Source organism: Streptomyces sp. NPDC090994, assembly GCF_044768905.1.
In the GTDB taxonomy this organism is placed as follows: domain Bacteria; phylum Actinomycetota; class Actinomycetes; order Streptomycetales; family Streptomycetaceae; genus Streptomyces.
Map to the genome: position 1 here is coordinate 22,805 of NZ_JBIVWS010000017.1, position 18,550 is coordinate 41,354.

Below are 18,550 nucleotides of genomic sequence, written 5' to 3' on the forward strand. Positions count from 1 at the left end.
CCCCGCCCGCTTACGCCAGCCCCGCCCGCTTCAGGGCGTCGGCCATCGCGCTGTTGGCGGGCGGCGGCGCCGGCCGCCCCTTGCCCTTGCCGCCGGCCTTCCCGCCGGAGGGCTGCTGCCGCTGCTTCGGCGGCCGTCCGCCGCCCCCGCCCCGCTGCTGGCGCGGCTGCTGCTCGCCCTTGGGCGCCGCCTCGTCGTCCAGCCGCAGCGTCAGCGAGATCCGCTTGCGCGGGATGTCGACGTCCAGCACCTTCACCTTGACGATGTCCCCCGGCTTGACCACGTCACGCGGGTCCTTCACGAACGTCTTCGACAGCGCGGAGACGTGCGCCAGCCCGTCCTGGTGCACACCGACGTCGATGAACGCCCCGAAGGCCGCCACATTGGTCACGACACCCTCCAGGACCATCCCGGGGGACAGGTCGGAGATCTTCTCGACGCCCTCCTTGAAGGTGGCCGTCCTGAAGGCGGGACGCGGGTCACGGCCCGGCTTCTCCAGCTCCTTCAGGATGTCCGACACGGTCGGCAGACCGAACGTCTCGTCCACGAAGTCGGCCGCCCGCAGGGACCGCAGCACCGAGGTGTTCCCGATCAGCGAGGCCACCTCCTGCCCGGCGGTCTTCACCATCCGGCGCACCACCGGGTACGCCTCCGGGTGCACGCTGGACGCGTCCAGCGGGTCGTCGCCGCCGCGGATCCGCAGGAAGCCCGCGCACTGCTCGTACGCCTTCGGGCCCAGCCGCGCGACCTTCTTCAGCTCGCCCCGCGCCTTGAACGGCCCGTTGGCGTCACGGTGCGCCACGATGTTCTCCGCGAGGCCCGACGTGATGCCGGAGACGCGGGCGAGCAGCGGCGCGGAGGCGGTGTTGACGTCCACCCCGACACCGTTCACACAGTCCTCGACCACCGCGTCCAGGGAGCGCGACAGCTTCACCTCGGACAGGTCGTGCTGGTACTGGCCGACGCCGATCGACTTCGGGTCGATCTTCACCAGCTCGGCCAGCGGGTCCTGGAGCCGGCGGGCGATGGAGACCGCGCCGCGCAGCGAGACGTCCATGTCCGGCAGCTCCTGCGAGGCGAACGCGGAGGCCGAGTACACCGAGGCGCCCGCCTCGGACACCATCACCTTGGTGAGCTTCAGCTCGGGGTGCTTGGTGATCAGTTCCCCGGCGAGCTTGTCGGTCTCGCGCGACGCCGTGCCGTTGCCGATCGCGATCAGCTCGACCGCGTGCTCCTTCGCCAGCCGCGCCAGCTTCGCGATCGCCTCGTCCCACTTGTTGGCCGGGACGTGCGGGTGGATGACGTCGGTCGCCACGACCTTGCCCGTGGCGTCGACCACGGCGACCTTCACGCCCGTACGGAACCCGGGGTCCAGGCCGAGCGTCGCCCGCGTCCCCGCCGGAGCGGCCAGCAGCAGGTCGCGCAGGTTGGCCGCGAACACGTTCACCGCCTCGTCCTCGGCGGCCGTGCGCAGCCGCAGCCTGAGGTCGATGCCCAGGTGGACGAGGATGCGGGTGCGCCAGGCCCAGCGGACCGTGTCCGTCAGCCACTTGTCTCCGGGGCGCCCCCGGTCGGCGATCCCGAACCGCGACGCGACGATCCCCTCGTACGACGACGGCCCGTCCGTCGGCTCCTCGGGCTCCAGCACCAGGTCGAGGACGTCCTCCTTCTCGCCGCGCAGCATCGCCAGGATCCGGTGCGAGGGCAGCTCGGTGAACGGCTCGGCGAAGTCGAAGTAGTCGGCGAACTTGGCGCCCGCCTCCTCCTTGCCGTCCTTCACCTTGGCGGCCAGCCGTCCGCGCGTCCACATCCGCTCGCGCAGCTCGCCGATCAGGTCGGCGTCCTCGGAGAACTTCTCGGTGAGGATGGCCCGCGCCCCGTCCAGGGCGGCCTGCGGGTCGGCCACGCCCTTGTCCGCGTCGACGAACGCGGCGGCGGCCGCGAGGGGCTCGACACCCGGGTCGGCCAGCAGGCCCTCGGCCAGCGGCTCCAGACCGGCCTCGCGGGCGATCTGCGCCTTGGTGCGCCGCTTGGGCTTGTACGGCAGGTAGACGTCCTCCAGACGCGCCTTGGTCTCGGCACCCCGGATGCGCGCCTCCAGCTCCTCGGTGAGCTTGCCCTGCTCACGCACCGAGTCGAGGATCGCGGCCCGCCGCTCCTCCAGCTCCCGCAGATAGCGCAGCCGCTCCTCGAGCGTGCGCAGCTGCGCGTCGTCGAGCATCTCGGTCGCTTCCTTGCGGTAGCGGGCGATGAAGGGCACGGTCGAACCGCCGTCGAGCAGTTCCACCGCGGCCTTCACCTGCCGCTCCCGTACGCCGAGCTCCTCGGCGATCCTGCCTTCGATGGACCCAACGTCGATCGACTCGGGTGTCGTCACGATCCCGTACCGCCTTCTCACTGAGGTTGCGCGGCAATTGTGGCAGGCCGCGCCGACACTCGGGGATCAGGGCGGGTGTCCGGGCAGGTCGGAGGCGGCGCGCTCAGGCCCGGCGGCTGCGGGTCGAGCTCGACGCCCCGCCGAAGAGCCGGGCCAGGGCCCGGAAGGGCAGCGTGACGACGGTCGCGATGGCGCCGCCGATCTGGCGCAGCACGTCTGCGATGGCACGGAACACAAGAGCCTCCCTCTGTCCACCCGGCCGGTCCGGCCGGGTGAAGAACGGGTACCTCGCAGCGGCCCCGCTATGCCCACCGAGCCGATCAGCCCACCGTGCCGACCTTTCTACCCCCGCCCACCGCCTCCGCCGGCCCCCGCCCACTGCCTCCGCCGGCCCCCGCCCACTGCCTCCGCCGGCCCCCGCCCACTGCCTCCGCCGGCCCCCGCCCACTGCCTCCGCCGACGGCCGCCCACCACCCCCGCCGACGGCCGGCGCGGTGGGCCGGGGCTCGTACAGAGCGGCCCGCACGCCCGCACGCTGCCCCTTTCTGCCGGTCCTCCTGCCGGTCCTCCTGCGGGTCCTCCTCCCGCCGCCCCTCCCGCCGTCTCTCCCGCCGCTCCTCCCGCCGCCCCTCACGCCTTCCCGAGCAGGTCCGCCGGAAAGGCGCCCGCGCCCAGCGCGGTGCGGGCGAAGGCCGCCCCCAGCTCGGTCAGCCGCGCGACGCCCGCCGCGCCGAGGTGCTCGTACGGGCCGGCGTCCAGCCGGTCCGTCTCCCGCTCGATCTCCGCGCGCAGTGCCGCGCCCTCCTCGGTCAGCTCCCCGGCGGCGTCGAGCAGCCCGCGGTCCCGCAGCCGGGCGACGGCCGCGTCCCACTCCTCCTGGGACCAGCCGCGCGTGCCGAACACCCACTTCGGCGCCAGCCCCTTGCCGGTCGCGGTGTGCGTCACCAGCGCCTCCAGGCCGTCCAGACCCGCGGCCATGAGCACGGCCAGGTGCCCGTCGCCGCGGTGCTCGCGCAGCAGGGTCGCGGCGTGCCAGTACGCCAGGTGCGGCGCGTCGGGAACCGGCAGGTCGGCGTGGGCCGAGTACAGCGGCCGGGCGGCGCGCGAACACCCCTCGGCGGCGCGCAGCGCCAGTCCGGCGGCCTCCGTCATCTCGGCCGACACCAGGGCGTCCTCGCCCAGCAGCCGGCGCAGGGTGGCGTCGACGGCACGCGCGCGTGCCGCGAGGGCCTGCTCCGGGGTCACCGTCGTCCAGACGGCCGGGACGTGCCGGGCGACCAGCTCGTGCTTGTAGTTGTAGAAGGCGGCGGTGACCGCGCCCGCGCCGACCGGTCCCAGCGCGGCGGCCCGTACGGCGAAGTTGACGGCCCGGGGGTCGGTGACCCCGAGGGCGCCCAGTTCCCGGCCCAGGTCGGGCGAGAAGTAGTGCGTCGAGTGCAGCGAGTTGAGCACGTTGTGGCAGCGGCGGCCGGGGCGCCGGTCGATGGCGGCAGTCGTCATACCGGGCAGGTTACCAACCGGTCAGTATGCGGGGGAACGGCCGTGCGGCGGGATCAATCCGGCGCGGGTGCGTGCCAGGTGAACCGGGGCGGACGGCGCTCCAGGAACGCGGCGACGCCCTCCGCCGTGTCGCCGCTGCCGTCCGCCTGCGCCGCCCAGTACGCCTCCCGGCCGGCACGCCCGTCCACGAACTCCTTCGCCGCCGCCTGGGTCAGCCCCGACCTGGCCGTCAGGACCCGGGTGAACTCCGCGACCCGCCCGTCCAGCCCGCCGGCCGGCAGCACCTCGTCGACGAGGCCCGTGCGCAGCGCCCGCCCGGTCCCGATCAGCTCGCCCGAGAACAGCAGGTACTTCGCGCCGGCCGGGCCCACCAGCGACACCAGCCGCCGGGTGGCGGAGGCCGGGTAGACCACCCCCAGCCGGGCCGGGGTCACCCCGAACAGCGCCCCCTCCTCGGCGAACCGCAGGTCGCAGGCGGCGGCCAGCTGCACCCCGCCGCCCACGCAGTGCCCGCGGACCGCCGCCAGCGTCGGCTTCGGGAAGGCCGCCAGGGCCTCCTCGGCCTCCCCGGCCGGCCGCTGCGCCGCGCGCGGCCCGTCGGCCAGCGTGGAGATGTCGGCCCCGGCGCAGAAGGTGCCGTCCGCGCCGGTGAGCACCAGCGCCCGCACCGCCCGGTCCGCGGCGAGGGCGTCGAGCAGCGGGGGCAGTGAGCGCCACATCGCGGCCGTCATGGCGTTGCGCTTGGCCGGGTGGTGGATCACGACGGTGGCCACCGCGTCCGTGACGCGATGCAGCAACTGGGGCTCCATGCGCCGGATGTTACCGGCCGGTTCGAACCGTCGGTCCGAGTCTCCCGTTGTCCTGTCCGTCCGACGGTCAAACCAGTACAACCGGAATAGTTCGCCGAGACGGTGCAACCGGGACAGGATCAGTCCCACAACTGACTGTGTCATACGCCAACGGTCAGAACCGTTCGATACGCGCTGACTTCCATTCAGTACCTCGGGGCGGAGCGACTCGTTACCAACACTCAGGGTGTGGTGACAATCGAGCGCAAGGGCGGCGACCCGACGATGGACGACCACGAGCGGGAGGACGGCGCGGTTCCGGTTCCGGGGCCCCAGCCGCATCCGGAGGCGGGAAGACCCGCGGGCCGCGCGGACCCCTTGCCGTACGAAGGCGTCTGGCGGTTCACCGCCCCCTCCGTCGAGGCGTCGGTCCCGCAGGCGCGGCACGCCGTCCGCGACCTCCTGGCCCACCAGGGCGTACCGGTCGCGCGGGACGTGGCGGACGGGCTGCTGCTGATCGTCTCCGAACTGGTCACCAACGCCGTCCGGCACGCGGCGGTGCTCTCGCCGACGCTCTCCGTGGAGGTCGCCGTCGGCTCCGGCTGGCTCCGCCTCTCCGTCGAGGACAACCACCCCTACCGCCCGACCGCCCTGGAGACCGACCACGGCCGGACCGGTGGCCGGGGCCTGCTGCTGGTCCGGGAGATCACCCGGGAGGCCGGCGGGGCGTGCGACGTCGCCCACACGGCGAACGGCGGCAAGGTGGTCTGGGTGGCCCTGCCGCTCGGACCCGCCCTCCCGTAGGGCGTCCGCACGGGGCCCCGGGGGCCGGGCTCACCAGCCGGCGGACGGACCCGTCAGCTCGCGGACGGCCGGACGCGCCGCGTCCAGCACCGTCATGAACCACGCCGAGAAGGTGTCCCGCGCGTGCCGCTCGGCCAGCTCGGCCGGGGAGACGAAGACCGTCTCGGCGACCTCCGCCGGATCGGGCCGCGGCACCGCCTGCACCAGACCCACGAAGAGGTGGTTGTACTCCTGCTCCACCAGGCCCGAGGCCGGGTCCGGGTGGTTGTAGCGCACCGTGCCCGCCTCGGCGAGCAGCGACGGGGAGATCCCCAGCTCCTCGAAGGTCCGCCGGGCCGCCGCCGCGAACGGCGACTCGCCGGGGTAGGGATGGCCGCAGCAGGTGTTGGACCACACCCCGGGGGAGTGGTACTTGCCGAGCGCCCGCTGCTGGAGCAGCAGCCGGCCGCGCTCGTCGAAGAGGAACACCGAGAAGGCGCGGTGCAGCCGCCCGGGCGGCTGGTGCGCGGCGAGCTTCTCCGCGGTGCCGATCGTGACGCCGTCCTCGTCGACGAGTTCCAGCAGAATCGCGTCCGCGGTGCCGCTCGACGAACTGTTCGCCGCGGTGGCAGGAGTGATCGGCATACCCATCCTTCGCATCGGTCCTCGCGCCCCCAGTGTGCCGTACGCGGCCGGCGCTCCCCGCACTTCCCCGCCCGCATGTCCCGCACCGCCGCGCGGGAGGCCGCCAGGTACGGCCGGGCGCCGGGGCGGGCCCGGCAGGTGATCGTGCCCGGTCGCCGGAGGGGGAACCGCCCCGCCGGGCCCGCCAGGGATCAGAACGCGCGCGGACCGGCGGACGGCTGCGTTCCCGGGCGCCTTCCCCCGAAGACGCGCCCCGCTCCGATACCTGTGCGCCCCCGTCGCCTCAGTGGCACAGCCGCGCCTCGTGCGCCGCGTGCCCGCCCGGCTCCAGCTGGAAGGTGCAGTGCTCCACGTCGAAGTGGTCGCCCAGGCAGCCCTGGAGTTCGTGGAGCATCTTCTCGTGGCCGGTCGCGCTCAGCGCCTCCGCACCGACCACCACGTGCGCGGAGAGCACCGGCATGCCGGACGTGATCGTCCACGCGTGCAGGTCGTGGATGTCCTCCACTCCGTCGAGGGCCAGTATGTGGGCCCGTACCTCGGCGATGTCGACGTCCTTGGGTGCCGCCTCCAGCAGGACGTCCAGCGTCTCGCGCAACAGCTTCACCGTCCGCGGCACGATCATCACGCCGATGACGAGCGAGGCGATCGGGTCGGCGGCCTGCCAGCCGGTGGTGACGATCACCAGGGCGGACACGATCACCGCGACCGACCCCAGCGCGTCCGCCGCCACCTCCAGGAACGCGCCGCGCACGTTCAGGCTCTCCGCCTGGCCCCGCATCAGCAGCGCCAGCGACACCGAGTTCGCCACCAGGCCGATCACACCGAAGACGACGGTCAGTCCGCCCGAGGTCCCGGCCGGCGAGACGAACCGCTCGACCGCCTCGTACAGGACGTATCCGCCCACCCCGAGCAGCAGCAGACAGTTGGCCAGCGCGGCCAGGATCTCGGCCCGGGCCAGTCCGAAGGTGCGCCGGTCGCTGGGCGGCCGGCCGGCGAAGTGGACCGCCAGCAGGGCCATGCCCAGCCCCACCGCGTCCGTCGCCATGTGCGCCGCGTCGGCGACCAGCGCGAGCGAGTCGGCCAGCACCCCGCCGACGATCTCCACGACCATGACGGTGAGCGTGATCGCCAGCGCCACCCGCAGCCTGCCCCGGTACGCCGCGGTCGCCGTACCGCCGGCGGGCGCGCCGTGCCCGTGGCCGTGCCCGTGATCGTGCCCAGCCCCCATGGAAGCCGCCTCCCTGTCGTCCGCCGGGAGCACAGTGAACTACGGGCCGGCCCCCTCCGGCAACGCGGCACTGAACACCGTTGTCATCTGCTCTGACCTGCGTAAACGTTCCGCAGGTCAGGGTGCGCGAACGGGCGGTGCGCCGGTCCGGCCCGCCTCCTCGCGTACCCCTCGCCCGCACCCTCCACCCGGTGCGGGCGGGGGCGCGGTTTGTGGGCCGGGCCCCGCATCCCCGATGATGATCGCGGCAAAGGCGTGGGCACGTCGTGTCGACCGTCCGTGAAACGGCCGGTGAACACGGCGTTCCGGTCATCCGATAACCTCTGCCGACATGCCGCCCGGGGGCTGTGGACACAGGCGCCCCCACCATGCACAGGCCCGGCGCACGGCGTCGGCATCCAGGGAGTGAGTTCGGTTGTCGACCGCCATCCTCACCGGTCAGCCGGTTCCCGGTTCGTCGATCGAGGCGGATCTGCGGGAGCTGGGCTTCGAGGTCCGCCTCGCGGCCGACGCCGCCGACGCCGAGACCCAGCTGGCCCGGGTGCCCGGCGCGGAACGGGTCGCCGTGGTGGACGCCCGCTTCGTCGGTCACCTGCACACGCTGCGCCTCGGCCTCACCGACCCGCGCTTCCCGCTCGCCGCCGTTCCGGGCGCCGTGACGGCCCAGCCGGCCGGGCGCCAGGCCCTGACCCGCGCGATGGCCCGCCAGACCTCCACCGCCGGTGGCACCACCCTCGTCGACAGCCTCGCCGACCGCATCGTCACCGCCCTCGACGACGAGGACGGCACCGAGGTGCACCGGCCCGAGCTGGGCAGCCTGGTCGCCGCCGTCCCCGCCGACCCGCAGGCCCGCAACGAGGCCCGGCAGGCGGTCGCCGCCGTCGACGACGAGGCGGTCCGCCTGAAGTCGGCGGTCAAGGCCCGCGACGGCTTCTTCACCACCTTCTGCGTCAGCCCCTACTCCCGCTACCTCGCCCGCTGGTGCGCCCGCCGCGGCCTGACCCCCAACCAGGTCACCACCGCCTCCCTGCTCACCGCACTCATAGCGGCGGCCTGCGCGGCCACCGGCACCCGCGGCGGCTTCGTCGCCGCCGGCCTCCTGCTCCTCTTCTCCTTCGTGCTGGACTGCACCGACGGCCAGCTCGCCCGCTACTCCCTCCAGTACTCCACCCTCGGCGCCTGGCTCGACGCCACCTTCGACCGGGCCAAGGAGTACGCCTACTACGCCGGCCTCGCCCTCGGTGCCGCCCGCGGCGGCGACGACGTATGGGCCTTGGCCCTCGGCGCGATGGTCCTCCAGACCTGCCGGCACGTGGTCGACTTCTCCTTCAACGAGGCACACGTCGTAGGCACTGACGCCACCGGCAACACCAGCCCCACCGCCGCCCTCTCCGGCAAGCTCGACAGCGTCGGCTGGACGGTCTGGGTCCGCCGCATGATCGTGCTGCCGATCGGCGAGCGCTGGGCGATGATCGCCGTCCTCACGGCCGCCACCACCCCCCGGATCACCTTCTGCGTCCTGCTGATCGGCTGCGCCTTCGCCGCGACGTACACCACGGCCGGCCGCGTCCTGCGCTCGCTGACCCGCAAGGCCCGCCGGACCGACCGCGCCGCGACGGCACTGGCCGACCTCGCGGACAGCGGCCCCGTCGCCGAGGCGCTGACCCGGGTGGTGCGCGGGCTGCCCGGCGGCCTCGCCCCGGTCGCCGCCCTGACCGGCGGCGCCGCCGTCGCCGTAACGGCCGGACTGACCGGGTTCGGCACCCCCTGGCCCCTGGTCGCCGCCGTCGTGTACGCCCTGACCTCGGCCCTCGCCGTCGCGCGCCCTCTCAAGGGCGCCCTCGACTGGCTCGTCCCCCCCTTCTTCCGCGCCGCCGAGTACGGCACCGTCCTGCTGCTGGCGGCCCGAGCGGACGTGAACGGGGCCCTACCGGCGGCTTTCGGACTGGTGGCGGCGGTCGCCTACCATCACTACGACACGGTCTACCGCATCCGCGGCGGCGCGGGCGCGCCCCCGAACTGGCTGCGGCGGGCCGTCGGGGGACACGAGGGCCGCACGCTGCTGGTCGCCCTGCTGGCCGCGCTGCTCACCGCCGCACAGTTCACCGTCGCGCTCACGGTCCTCGCCGTGGCCGTGGCCCTGCTGGTGCTCGTCGAGAGCATCCGCTACTGGGTGTCCGCCCACCGGGCCGGCTCACCCGCCGTACACGACGAAGGAGAAACCGCATGATCGGCCTCGTGCTCGCGGCCGGCGCCGGACGGCGTCTGCGCCCCTACACCGACAGCCTGCCGAAGGCGCTGGTGCCGGTGGGGCCCGCGGGCATAGAAGGCGAACCCACGGTTCTCGACCTCACCCTCGGCAACTTCGCCGAGATCGGCCTGACCGAGGTCGCGGTCATCGTCGGCTACCGCAAGGAGGCCGTCTACGAGCGCAAGGCGGCCCTGGAGGCCAAGTACGGCCTCCAGCTGACCCTCATCGACAACGACAAGGCCGAGGAGTGGAACAACGCCTACTCCCTGTGGTGCGGCCGTGACGCCCTCAAGGACGGCGTGATCCTCGCCAACGGGGACACCGTGCACCCGGTCTCCGTGGAGAAGACGCTGCTCGCCGCGCGGGGTGACGGCAAGAAGATCATCCTCGCCCTCGACACGGTGAAGTCGCTGGCCGACGAGGAGATGAAGGTCGTCGTCGACCCCGCCGAGGGGACGATGACGAAGATCACCAAGCTGATGGACCCGGCCGAGGCGACCGGCGAGTACATCGGCGTCACCCTCATCGAGGGCGACGCCGCGCCCGACCTGGCCGACGCGCTGAAGACGGTCTGGGAGACCGACCCCCAGCAGTTCTACGAGCACGGCTACCAGGAGCTGGTCGACCGCGGCTTCCGGATCGACGTGGCTCCCATCGGCGACGTCAGCTGGGTCGAGATCGACAACCACGACGATCTCGCCCGTGGACGGGAGATCGCATGCCAGTACTGACCCGGCTGATCCCCTCGCCGCTGGTCGTCGACATCCGCCCGGGTGCCCTCGACGACCTCGGCTGTGTCCTCGCCGACGAGCGCATCTCGCACTCCGGCCGTCTCGCCGTCGCCGTCAGCGGCGGCTCCGGCGCCCGGCTGCGCGAGCGCGTCGCCCCGTCCCTGCCCGGCGCCACCTGGTACGAGGTCGGCGGCGGCACCCTGGACGACGCGGTCCGGCTGGCCGGCGACATAAAGGCCGGCCACTACGACGCCGTCGTCGGACTGGGCGGCGGCAAGATCATCGACTGCGCCAAGTTCGCCGCCGCCCGCGTCGGCCTGCCGCTGGTCGCCGTACCGACCAACCTCGCGCACGACGGCCTGTGCTCGCCCGTGGCCACCCTCGACAACGACGCGGGCCGCGGCTCCTACGGCGTGCCGAACCCGATCGCCGTCGTCATCGACCTCGACGTCATCCGCGAGGCCCCGGTGCGCTACGTACGGGCCGGCATCGGCGACGCCGTCTCCAACATCTCCGCGATCGCCGACTGGGAGCTGGCCAACCGGATCAAGGGCGAGCGGATCGACGGCCTGGCCGCCGCCATGGCCCGCCAGGCCGGCGAGGCCGTACTGCGCCACCCCGGCGGCATCGGCGACAACGACTTCCTCCAGGTGCTAAGCGAGGCGCTGGTGCTCAGCGGCATCGCCATGTCCGTCTCCGGCGACTCACGGCCGTCCTCCGGGGCCTGCCACGAGATCAACCACGCCTTCGACCTGCTCTTCCCCAAGCGCGCCGCCGCCCACGGCGAGCAGTGCGGCCTGGGCGCGGCCTTCGCGATGTATCTGCGCGGGGCGCACGAGGAGTCGGTGTACATGGCCGAGGTGCTGCGCCGGCACGGACTGCCGGTGCTGCCGGAGGAGATCGGCTTCACCCCCGAGGAGTTCGTCCGCGCCGTGGAGTTCGCTCCCGAGACCCGGCCCGGCCGATTCACGATCCTCGAACACCTCGACCTGAAAACCGACCAGATCAAGGACGTCTACACCGACTATGTCAAGGCCATCGGTAGCTGAACTACGTCCGGTCGTGCACCCCGCGGGGGTCAAGGACCGGCGCAGCGGTGAGCACTGGATGGGACGCCTCTACATGCGCGAGGTGTCCCTGCGGGTCGACCGCTACCTGGTGAACACCAGGGTCACGCCCAACCAGCTCACGTACCTGATGACCGTCTGCGGCGTGCTCGCCGCCCCGGCGCTGCTCGTGCCGGGGATCTGGGGCGCCGTGCTCGGCGTCGTCGCGGTCCAGCTGTACCTGCTGCTGGACTGCGTCGACGGCGAGATCGCCCGCTGGCGCAAGCAGTACTCGCTCGGCGGCGTGTACCTGGACCGCGTCGGCGCCTACCTCACCGACGCCGCCGTCCTGGTCGGCCTCGGCCTGCGCGCCGCCGACCTGTTCGGCACCGGGCGGATCGACTGGCTGTGGGCCTTCCTCGGCACCCTGGCCGCGCTCGGCGCCATCCTGATCAAGGCCGAGACCGACCTGGTCGGCGTCGCCCGCCACCAGAACGGGCTGCCCCCGGTCAAGGAGGCCGCCGCCGAGATGCGCTCCTCCGGCATGGCCCTGGCCCGCCGGGCCGCCGCCATGCTCAAGTTCCACCGCCTCATCCTCGGCATCGAGGCGTCCCTGCTGATCCTGGTCCTCGCCATCGTGGACAACGTCCGCGGCGACCTGTTCTTCACCCGCCTCGGCACCGCCGTCCTGGCCGGCATCGCCCTCCTCCAGACCCTGCTGCACCTGGTGTCCGTCCTGGCCTCCAGCAGGCTGAAGTGAGCAGCCCCATGAAGGTCGGCGCCGTCATCATCACCATGGGCAACCGCCCCGACGAACTGCGTGCCCTGATCGACTCGGTCGCCAAGCAGGACGGCGACCCGGTCCAGGTCGTGGTCGTCGGCAACGGCTCGCCCGTGCCGGACGTCCCCGACGGTGTGCGCACCGTCGAACTGCCGGAGAACCTCGGCATCCCCGGCGGCCGCAACGTCGGCATCGAGGCGTTCGGCCCCGGCGGCAGCGAGGTCGACATCCTGCTGTTCCTCGACGACGACGGCCTGCTGGCCCGTACCGACACCGCCGAACTGTGCCGGAAGGCGTTCGCCGCCGACCCGAAGCTCGGCATCGTCAGCTTCCGCATCGCCGACCCGGAGACCGGCGAGACCCAGCGCCGGCACGTCCCCCGGCTGCGCGCCGCCGACCCGATGCGCTCCTCCCGGGTCACCACCTTCCTCGGCGGCGCCAACGCCGTACGCACCGCCGTCCTCAAGGAGGTCGGCGGCCTGCCGGACGCGTTCTTCTACGCCCACGAGGAGACCGACCTGGCCTGGCGGGCCCTGGACGCGGGCTGGATGATCGACTACCGGTCCGACATGGTGCTGTACCACCCCACGACCGCGCCCTCGCGGCACGCGGTCTACCACCGCATGGTCGCCCGCAACCGGGTCTGGCTGGCCCGCCGCAACCTGCCCGCCCCCCTGGTCCCGGTCTACCTCGGCGTCTGGATGCTGCTCACGCTCGCCCGCCGCCCCTCGCGCCCCGCGCTGAAGGCGTGGTTCGGCGGCTTCCGGGAAGGCTGGGCCACTCCCTGCGGTCCCCGCCGGCCCATGAAGTGGCGTACGGTGTGGCGGCTGACCCGGCTGGGCCGGCCCCCCGTGATCTGAGAAGCTCGTACCCCGGGGCATCCCGCGGTCCGAGGACCGCGGGATGCGTCAGGCCGGTACCGGCCGCGCATCTTCGAAGACGAAAGTTTCCACTAGTGAGTGAGACAACGCACGACGGCACGGTCGCGACGACCAAGCCCGTGCCATCCGACGAGGGCCTCACGGCGGCACAGCTCGCCGAGAAGTACGGCCTGTCCGTGAGCGGCGCCCGGCCCTCCCTCGTCGAGTACGTCCGCCAGCTCTGGGACCGGCGGCACTTCATCCTCGCCTTCTCACGGGCGAAGCTGACCGCCCAGTACAGCCAGGCCAGACTCGGCCAGCTCTGGCAGGTGGCCACCCCGCTGCTGAACGCCGCCGTCTACTTCTTCATCTTCGGCCTGCTGCTCGGCGCCCGCCGGGGCATCCCGCACGACATCTACGTGCCGTTCCTGGTCACCGGCGTGTTCGTCTTCACCTTCACGCAGTCCTCGGTGCTCGCGGGCGTCCGCGCCATCTCCGGCAATCTGGGCCTGGTCCGCGCGCTGCACTTCCCCCGGGCCTCGCTGCCCGTCTCCTTCGCGTTCCAGCAGCTGCAGCAACTGCTGTACTCGATGATCGTGCTGGTCATCGTCATGATCGGCTTCGGCAGCTACCCGAGCCTCGGCTGGCTGCTGGTGGTGCCCGCGCTGGCGCTCCAGTTCGTCTTCAACACCGGCCTCGCGCTGATCTTCGCCCGGATGGGCAGCAAGACCCCCGACCTGGCCCAGCTGATGCCGTTCGTGATGCGCACCTGGATGTACGCGTCCGGCGTGATGTTCTCCATCCCGGCGATGCTCGCCGACAAGGACGTGCCGGGCTGGCTCAGCGACGTCCTCCAGTGGAACCCGGCCGCCGTCTACATGGACCTGATCCGCTTCGCGCTGATCGACGGCTACGGCTCCTCCTACCTGCCGCCGCACGTGTGGGCCTTCGCCCTGGGCTGGGCGGTGCTGGCCGGTGCCGTCGGCTTCGTCTACTTCTGGAAGGCCGAGGAGAGGTACGGCCGTGGCTGAGCCGCACGAGGGCGCACGGATCCCCACCGTCATCGCCGACGACCTGCACATCGTCTACCGCGTCAACGGCGCCCGCGGCGGCAGGGGCAGCGCCACCGCCGCCCTGAGCCGGATACTCAAGCGCGGCGAGGAACGCGGCGTGCGCAAGGTGCACGCCGTACGGGGCGTCTCCTTCGTCGCCTACCGGGGCGAGGCCATCGGCCTGATCGGCTCCAACGGCTCCGGCAAGTCCACCCTGCTGCGCGCCATCGCCGGCCTGCTCCCCGCCGAGCGGGGCAAGGTCTACACCGACGGCCAGCCGTCCCTGCTCGGCGTCAACGCGGCCCTGATGAACGACCTGACCGGCGAGCGCAACGTCATCCTCGGCGGCCTCGCCATGGGCATGTCCCGGGAGCAGATCAGGGAGCGCTACCAGGAGATCGTCGACTTCTCCGGCATCAACGAGAAGGGCGACTTCATCACCCTGCCCATGCGCACGTACTCCTCCGGCATGGCCGCGCGCCTGCGCTTCTCCATCGCCGCCGCCAAGGACCACGACGTCCTGATGATCGACGAGGCCCTGGCCACCGGTGACCGCAAGTTCCAGAAGCGCTCCGAGGCCCGCATCCGCGAGCTGCGCAAGGAAGCCGGCACGGTGTTCCTGGTCAGCCACAACAACAAGTCCATCCGCGACACCTGCGACCGCGTCCTGTGGCTGGAGCGCGGCGAGTTGCGCATGGACGGCCCCACGGACGAGGTGCTCAAGGAGTACGAGAAGTTCGTCGGCAAGTGACCGTACGGCCCCCGGACCCCGCCGGAACTGTTCCGACGGGGTCTCGCGTCCGCAAAGGAAACGTCAACTCCGGTCGCGCTTAGGAATCTTGGAGCCAATCGGTGTGTTGTTGTGATGTGCGGACGGCCCCCGCGCAGCTCGATGAGTTGTACAACGTAAGCTGTACCGGTCCCGAAACGCGGCACATGGGGCGATAATGCCCGGCACCCTCTGTCGGGCTGCCGCACGGGCAGCCAGGCGGCGTGTCCGAAATAGTGTGTATTGCGTAGGCAGTGTAGAACGGGAGATGTGACGGCAATGGCTACGGAGACTCCCCATCGCCGCGAGGCGTGCGCCGTCCCCGCTCCCGGCGGCCGGCGATGACGGCCACCGGGACGGCACCAGCCGTGGATCCGGAGCGCGGCACGCTCGACAAGGCCGCGGGGGAGAACTTCCCCGTGGCCCCCTTTTTCCTGCCCCGCGAGTGGCGCGCCGACCTCATGGCCGTCTACGGCTTCGCCCGCCTGGTCGACGACATCGGCGACGGCGACCTGGCCCCCGGCGGCGCCGACGCCCGCCTCCTCGGCGTCCCGCCGGAGCGGGCCGGCGACCGGACCGCCATGCTCGACGCCTACGAGACCGACCTGCGCCGGGTCTTCGACGCCACCCCGCACCACCCCATCCTGCGCCGCCTCCAGCCGACCGTGCGCCGCCGCGCGCTGACGCCTGAACCTTTCCTCGGCCTGATCGCCGCCAACCGCCAGGACCAGCTGGTCTCCCGCTACGAGACCTACGACGACCTCCTCGCCTACTGCGAGCTGTCGGCCAACCCGGTCGGCCGCCTGGTCCTCGCCGTCACCGGCACCTCCACACCCGAGCGCGTCCGCCGCTCCGACGCCATCTGCACGGCCCTGCAGATCGTCGAGCACCTCCAGGACGTCGCCGAGGACCTCGCCCGGGACCGGATCTACCTGCCCGCCGAGGACATGAAACGCTTCCACGTCCGGGAAGCCGACCTCGCCGCGGAAACCGCTGGCGCATCGGTGCGCGCGCTGATCGCCTACGAAGCACAACGCGCCCGTGACCTCCTGGATGAAGGCGCCCCACTGGTGGGTAGCGTCCACGGCAGGCTCAGACTGCTGCTGGCGGGCTTCGTGGCGGGAGGAAGGGCGGCGCTCCGGGCGATCGCCGCCGCCGAATTCGACGTACTTCCCGGCCCGCCCAAGCCCGGCAAGGTGCAGTTGCTGCGCGAGGCGGGCGCGACTCTGCGAGGAGAGGGGTGATCCGGACGGTGGAGTCAGCACCCGTGTCCGCACCGGTACTCGCCGCGTACAGCTACTGCGAGGCCGTCACCGGACAGCAGGCCCGCAACTTCGCGTACGGCATCCGACTGCTGCCCACGCCCCAGCGGCGGGCGATGTCGGCGCTGTACGCGTTCTCGCGGCGCGTCGACGACATCGGCGACGGCGTGCTCGCCCCCGACGTCAAGGTGGCCAGGCTCGACGACACCCGGGCACTGCTCGCCCGGATCCGCGAGGGCGCCGTCGACGAGGACGACACCGACCCGGTCGCGGTCGCCCTCGCGCACGCCGCGCGGCGTTTCCCGATCCCGCTCGGCGGGCTCGACGAGCTGATCGACGGCGTCCGGATGGACCTGCGCGGCGAGACCTACGAGACCTGGGACGACCTGAAGGTCTACTGCCGGTGCGTGGCCGGCGCCATCGGCCGGCTCTCGCTCGGCGTCTTCGGCACCGAGCCGGGCGCGCGCGGAGCCGAGCGGGCATCCGAGTACGCCGACACCCTCGGGCTCGCCCTCCAGCTCACCAACATCCTCAGGGACGTCCGCGAGGACGCCGAGGACGGGCGGACCTATCTGCCCGCCGACGACCTCGCCAAGTTCGGCTGCTCGGCCGGGTTCAAGGGGCCGAAACCACCGGAGGGCTCCGACTTCGCGGGCCTCGTGCACTTCGAAGTGCGTCGGGCCCGCGCCCTTTTCGCCGAGGGCTACCGGCTGCTCCCCATGCTCGACCGGCGCAGCGGCGCCTGCGTCGCCGCCATGGCCGGCATCTACCGCCGCCTGCTCGACCGCATCGAGCGCGACCCCGAGGCCGTGCTGCGCGGCCGGGTGTCGCTGCCCGGACGCGAGAAGGCGTACGTCGCCGTGCGCGGCCTGTCCGGTCTGGACGCCCGGCACGTCACGCGCCGGACCGTCAGGAGGCGCGTCTGATGGACACCACGGTCCAGGGCGAGGAGTCCGGGGAGAAACGGCGGGCAACCCTCCGCCGTCGCGCCGCGTCCCTGACGGCGACGGCAGGCCCGACGGGGGAGGGCGCACGATGACCCACGGCGACGACGCACCGCACACCCCCACGGGGCACACCGTCGTGGTCGGCGGCGGGCTCGCCGGCGTGACCGCCGCGCTCGCGCTCGCCGACGCCGGTGTCCGCGTCACCCTCCTGGAGGGCAGGCCGCGGCTGGGCGGGCTCGCGTTCTCCTTCCAGCGCGGCGGCCTCACCGTCGACAACGGCCAGCACGTCTACCTGCGCTGCTGCACGGCCTACCGCTGGTTCCTCGACCGCATCGAGGGCACCGCGCTGGCACCGCTGCAGGAACGCCTCGACGTGCCCGTCGTCGACGTGGCCAGACCCGAGGGACGGCGGCTCGGCAGGATCCGGCGCGACGCGCTGCCGGTGCCCCTGCACCTGGCGCGCAGCCTCGCCACGTATCCGCACCTCCCGCTCGCCGACCGGGCCGGGGCGGTCCGCGCCGCGCTCGCGCTGGGCCGGCTCGACCTCGCCGATCCGGCCCTGGACACCCAGGACTTCGGCAGCTGGCTGGCCGCGCACGGCCAGTCACCGCGTGCCGTCGAGGCCCTGTGGGACCTGGTCGGGGTCGCCACCCTCAACGCGGTCGCGGGCGACTGCTCCCTGGGGCTCGCCGCGATGGTGTTCAAGACCGGTCTGCTGTCCGACCCGGGCGCGGCCGACATCGGGTGGGCCCGTGTCCCGCTGGGAGAACTGCACGACCGGCTGGCCCGCAAGGCGCTCGACTCCGCGGGCGTCCGTACCGAGGTCCGTACACGCGTCACCTCCGTCTCCACGGACGAGAACGGACGGTGGAGGGTTCAGGTTCCCGGCGAGACCATCGACGCCGACGCGGTCGTCCTCGCCGTACCGCAGCGCGAGGCGCACGGCCTGCTGCCCGCCGGCGCGCTCGACGCCCCCGAACGGCTCCTGGAGATCGGCACCGCGCCGATCCTCAACGTCCACGTCGTCTACGACCGCAAGGTGCTGAACACCCCGTTCCTCACGGCCCTCGGCTCCCCGCTGCAGTGGGTGTTCGACCGCACCGACGCCTCCGGCCTGACCGAGGGCCAGTACCTGGCGGTGTCGCAGTCGGCCGCCCAGGACGAGATCGACGCCCCCGTGGCCGTGCTGCGGGAGCGGTACCTGCCCGAACTGGAGCGGCTGCTGCCCCGGGCCCGGGGCGCCGAGGTGAAGGACTTCTTCGTGACCCGGGAGCGCACCGCGACGTTCGCCCCCGCCCCCGGCGTCGGGCGGCTCAGGCCCGGCGCCCGCACCAAGGCACCCGGCCTGTATCTGGCCGGAGCGTGGACCGCCACCGGGTGGCCCGCGACCATGGAGAGTGCGGTCCGCAGCGGTGTCGGCGCGGCGGGCGCCGCGCTCGGCGCCCTGGGCCGGTCCCGCGACGTCCTCCCCGACTTCTTCGGAGACTCCTTCGAGGAGGCGGCATGAGGACCGATCCGCGTGGCACCGAC

The 18,550-nt window shown here is 72.9% G+C and carries 18 protein-coding genes; 12 read left to right on the forward strand and 6 right to left on the reverse strand.

The window, feature by feature from the left end:
- Nucleotides 1-10: 10 nt before the first annotated feature.
- The 4 genes from ACIQR3_RS28050 to ACIQR3_RS28065 form a co-directional block, all read right to left on the reverse strand.
- Nucleotides 11-2,377, reverse strand: a complete 2,367-nt coding sequence (locus tag ACIQR3_RS28050; protein ID WP_403543429.1) for a Tex family protein — start codon at nt 2,375-2,377, stop codon at nt 11-13.
- 103 nt (nt 2,378-2,480) lie between these two features.
- Nucleotides 2,481-2,612 (reverse strand): LPFR motif small protein, encoded by a 132-nt coding sequence (locus tag ACIQR3_RS28055; protein WP_252100478.1) that lies wholly within the window; start codon nt 2,610-2,612, stop codon nt 2,481-2,483.
- A gap of 395 nt (nt 2,613-3,007) precedes the next feature.
- Complete coding sequence (locus ACIQR3_RS28060) at nt 3,008-3,877, reverse strand: hypothetical protein (protein ID WP_403543430.1); 870 nt, start codon at nt 3,875-3,877, stop codon at nt 3,008-3,010.
- A 53-nt stretch (nt 3,878-3,930) separates the two neighbouring features.
- Complete coding sequence (locus ACIQR3_RS28065; RefSeq protein WP_403543431.1) at nt 3,931-4,686, reverse strand: enoyl-CoA hydratase/isomerase family protein; 756 nt, start codon at nt 4,684-4,686, stop codon at nt 3,931-3,933.
- A 264-nt stretch (nt 4,687-4,950) separates the two neighbouring features.
- Here ACIQR3_RS28065 and ACIQR3_RS28070 point away from each other — a divergent pair, with 264 nt between their 5' ends.
- Nucleotides 4,951-5,469: an ATP-binding protein gene (locus ACIQR3_RS28070; protein ID WP_403543532.1), complete on the forward strand. Its 519-nt coding sequence runs from the start codon at nt 4,951-4,953 to the stop codon at nt 5,467-5,469.
- Nucleotides 5,470-5,499: 30 nt separating this feature from the next.
- Here ACIQR3_RS28070 and idi read toward each other — a convergent pair whose 3' ends face one another.
- Nucleotides 5,500-6,093, reverse strand: a complete 594-nt coding sequence (gene idi / locus ACIQR3_RS28075) for an isopentenyl-diphosphate Delta-isomerase (protein ID WP_403543432.1) — start codon at nt 6,091-6,093, stop codon at nt 5,500-5,502.
- A gap of 283 nt (nt 6,094-6,376) precedes the next feature.
- Nucleotides 6,377-7,321: a cation diffusion facilitator family transporter gene (locus ACIQR3_RS28080; protein WP_403543433.1), complete on the reverse strand. Its 945-nt coding sequence runs from the start codon at nt 7,319-7,321 to the stop codon at nt 6,377-6,379.
- 415 nt (nt 7,322-7,736) lie between these two features.
- Between ACIQR3_RS28080 and ACIQR3_RS28085 the strand changes: the two genes are divergently transcribed.
- From ACIQR3_RS28085 to hpnE, 11 genes are all read left to right on the forward strand, one after another.
- Nucleotides 7,737-9,551, forward strand: a complete 1,815-nt coding sequence (locus ACIQR3_RS28085; RefSeq protein WP_403543434.1) for a DUF5941 domain-containing protein — start codon at nt 7,737-7,739, stop codon at nt 9,549-9,551.
- Nucleotides 9,548-10,303, forward strand: coding sequence for a sugar phosphate nucleotidyltransferase (locus ACIQR3_RS28090; protein WP_403543435.1), 756 nt, complete (start codon nt 9,548-9,550; stop codon nt 10,301-10,303). Before ACIQR3_RS28085 ends, ACIQR3_RS28090 begins: the two co-directional genes overlap by 4 nt.
- A complete protein-coding gene (locus tag ACIQR3_RS28095) occupies nt 10,291-11,352 on the forward strand; it encodes an iron-containing alcohol dehydrogenase family protein (protein ID WP_403543436.1) in 1,062 nt (353 codons plus the stop codon). The genes ACIQR3_RS28090 and ACIQR3_RS28095 overlap by 13 nt, the downstream gene beginning before the upstream one ends.
- 13 nt (nt 11,353-11,365) lie before the next feature.
- Nucleotides 11,366-12,109 carry a CDP-alcohol phosphatidyltransferase family protein gene (locus tag ACIQR3_RS28100; RefSeq protein ID WP_403543437.1) on the forward strand — a complete coding sequence of 248 codons (744 nt, stop codon included), beginning with the start codon at nt 11,366-11,368 and terminating at the stop codon, nt 12,107-12,109.
- Nucleotides 12,110-12,117: 8 nt separating this feature from the next.
- Nucleotides 12,118-12,990 carry a glycosyltransferase family 2 protein gene (locus ACIQR3_RS28105; protein ID WP_403543533.1) on the forward strand — a complete coding sequence of 291 codons (873 nt, stop codon included), beginning with the start codon at nt 12,118-12,120 and terminating at the stop codon, nt 12,988-12,990.
- A 95-nt stretch (nt 12,991-13,085) separates the two neighbouring features.
- Nucleotides 13,086-14,021 carry an ABC transporter permease gene (locus ACIQR3_RS28110; RefSeq protein ID WP_215172988.1) on the forward strand — a complete coding sequence of 312 codons (936 nt, stop codon included), beginning with the start codon at nt 13,086-13,088 and terminating at the stop codon, nt 14,019-14,021.
- Nucleotides 14,014-14,793 (forward strand): ABC transporter ATP-binding protein, encoded by a 780-nt coding sequence (locus ACIQR3_RS28115; protein WP_403543438.1) that lies wholly within the window; start codon nt 14,014-14,016, stop codon nt 14,791-14,793. Before ACIQR3_RS28110 ends, ACIQR3_RS28115 begins: the two co-directional genes overlap by 8 nt.
- A 359-nt stretch (nt 14,794-15,152) precedes the next feature.
- Complete coding sequence (hpnC, locus tag ACIQR3_RS28120; RefSeq protein WP_403543439.1) at nt 15,153-16,055, forward strand: squalene synthase HpnC; 903 nt, start codon at nt 15,153-15,155, stop codon at nt 16,053-16,055.
- Nucleotides 16,052-16,999, forward strand: a complete 948-nt coding sequence (gene hpnD / locus ACIQR3_RS28125) for a presqualene diphosphate synthase HpnD (protein WP_403543440.1) — start codon at nt 16,052-16,054, stop codon at nt 16,997-16,999. Before hpnC ends, hpnD begins: the two co-directional genes overlap by 4 nt.
- Complete coding sequence (locus ACIQR3_RS28130; protein ID WP_403543441.1) at nt 16,999-17,112, forward strand: DUF6380 family protein; 114 nt, start codon at nt 16,999-17,001, stop codon at nt 17,110-17,112. The genes hpnD and ACIQR3_RS28130 overlap by 1 nt, the downstream gene beginning before the upstream one ends.
- Nucleotides 17,109-18,527, forward strand: a complete 1,419-nt coding sequence (hpnE, locus tag ACIQR3_RS28135) for a hydroxysqualene dehydroxylase HpnE (RefSeq protein WP_403543442.1) — start codon at nt 17,109-17,111, stop codon at nt 18,525-18,527. Before ACIQR3_RS28130 ends, hpnE begins: the two co-directional genes overlap by 4 nt.
- Nucleotides 18,528-18,550 lie beyond the last annotated feature (23 nt).

Coding starts and splice junctions, on each gene's coding strand:
- ACIQR3_RS28060 (WP_403543430.1), bottom strand. CDS start 3,877: ATGACGACTGCCGCCATCGACCGGCGCCCCGGCCGCCGCTGCCACAAC.
- ACIQR3_RS28065 (WP_403543431.1), bottom strand. CDS start 4,686: ATGGAGCCCCAGTTGCTGCATCGCGTCACGGACGCGGTGGCCACCGTC.
- ACIQR3_RS28070 (WP_403543532.1), top strand. CDS start 4,951: ATGGACGACCACGAGCGGGAGGACGGCGCGGTTCCGGTTCCGGGGCCC.
- idi (WP_403543432.1), bottom strand. CDS start 6,093: ATGCCGATCACTCCTGCCACCGCGGCGAACAGTTCGTCGAGCGGCACC.
- ACIQR3_RS28080 (WP_403543433.1), bottom strand. CDS start 7,321: ATGGGGGCTGGGCACGATCACGGGCACGGCCACGGGCACGGCGCGCCC.
- ACIQR3_RS28090 (WP_403543435.1), top strand. CDS start 9,548: ATGATCGGCCTCGTGCTCGCGGCCGGCGCCGGACGGCGTCTGCGCCCC.
- ACIQR3_RS28095 (WP_403543436.1), top strand. CDS start 10,291: ATGCCAGTACTGACCCGGCTGATCCCCTCGCCGCTGGTCGTCGACATC.
- ACIQR3_RS28105 (WP_403543533.1), top strand. CDS start 12,118: ATGAAGGTCGGCGCCGTCATCATCACCATGGGCAACCGCCCCGACGAA.
- hpnC (WP_403543439.1), top strand. CDS start 15,153: ATGACGGCCACCGGGACGGCACCAGCCGTGGATCCGGAGCGCGGCACG.
- ACIQR3_RS28130 (WP_403543441.1), top strand. CDS start 16,999: ATGGACACCACGGTCCAGGGCGAGGAGTCCGGGGAGAAACGGCGGGCA.
- hpnE (WP_403543442.1), top strand. CDS start 17,109: ATGACCCACGGCGACGACGCACCGCACACCCCCACGGGGCACACCGTC.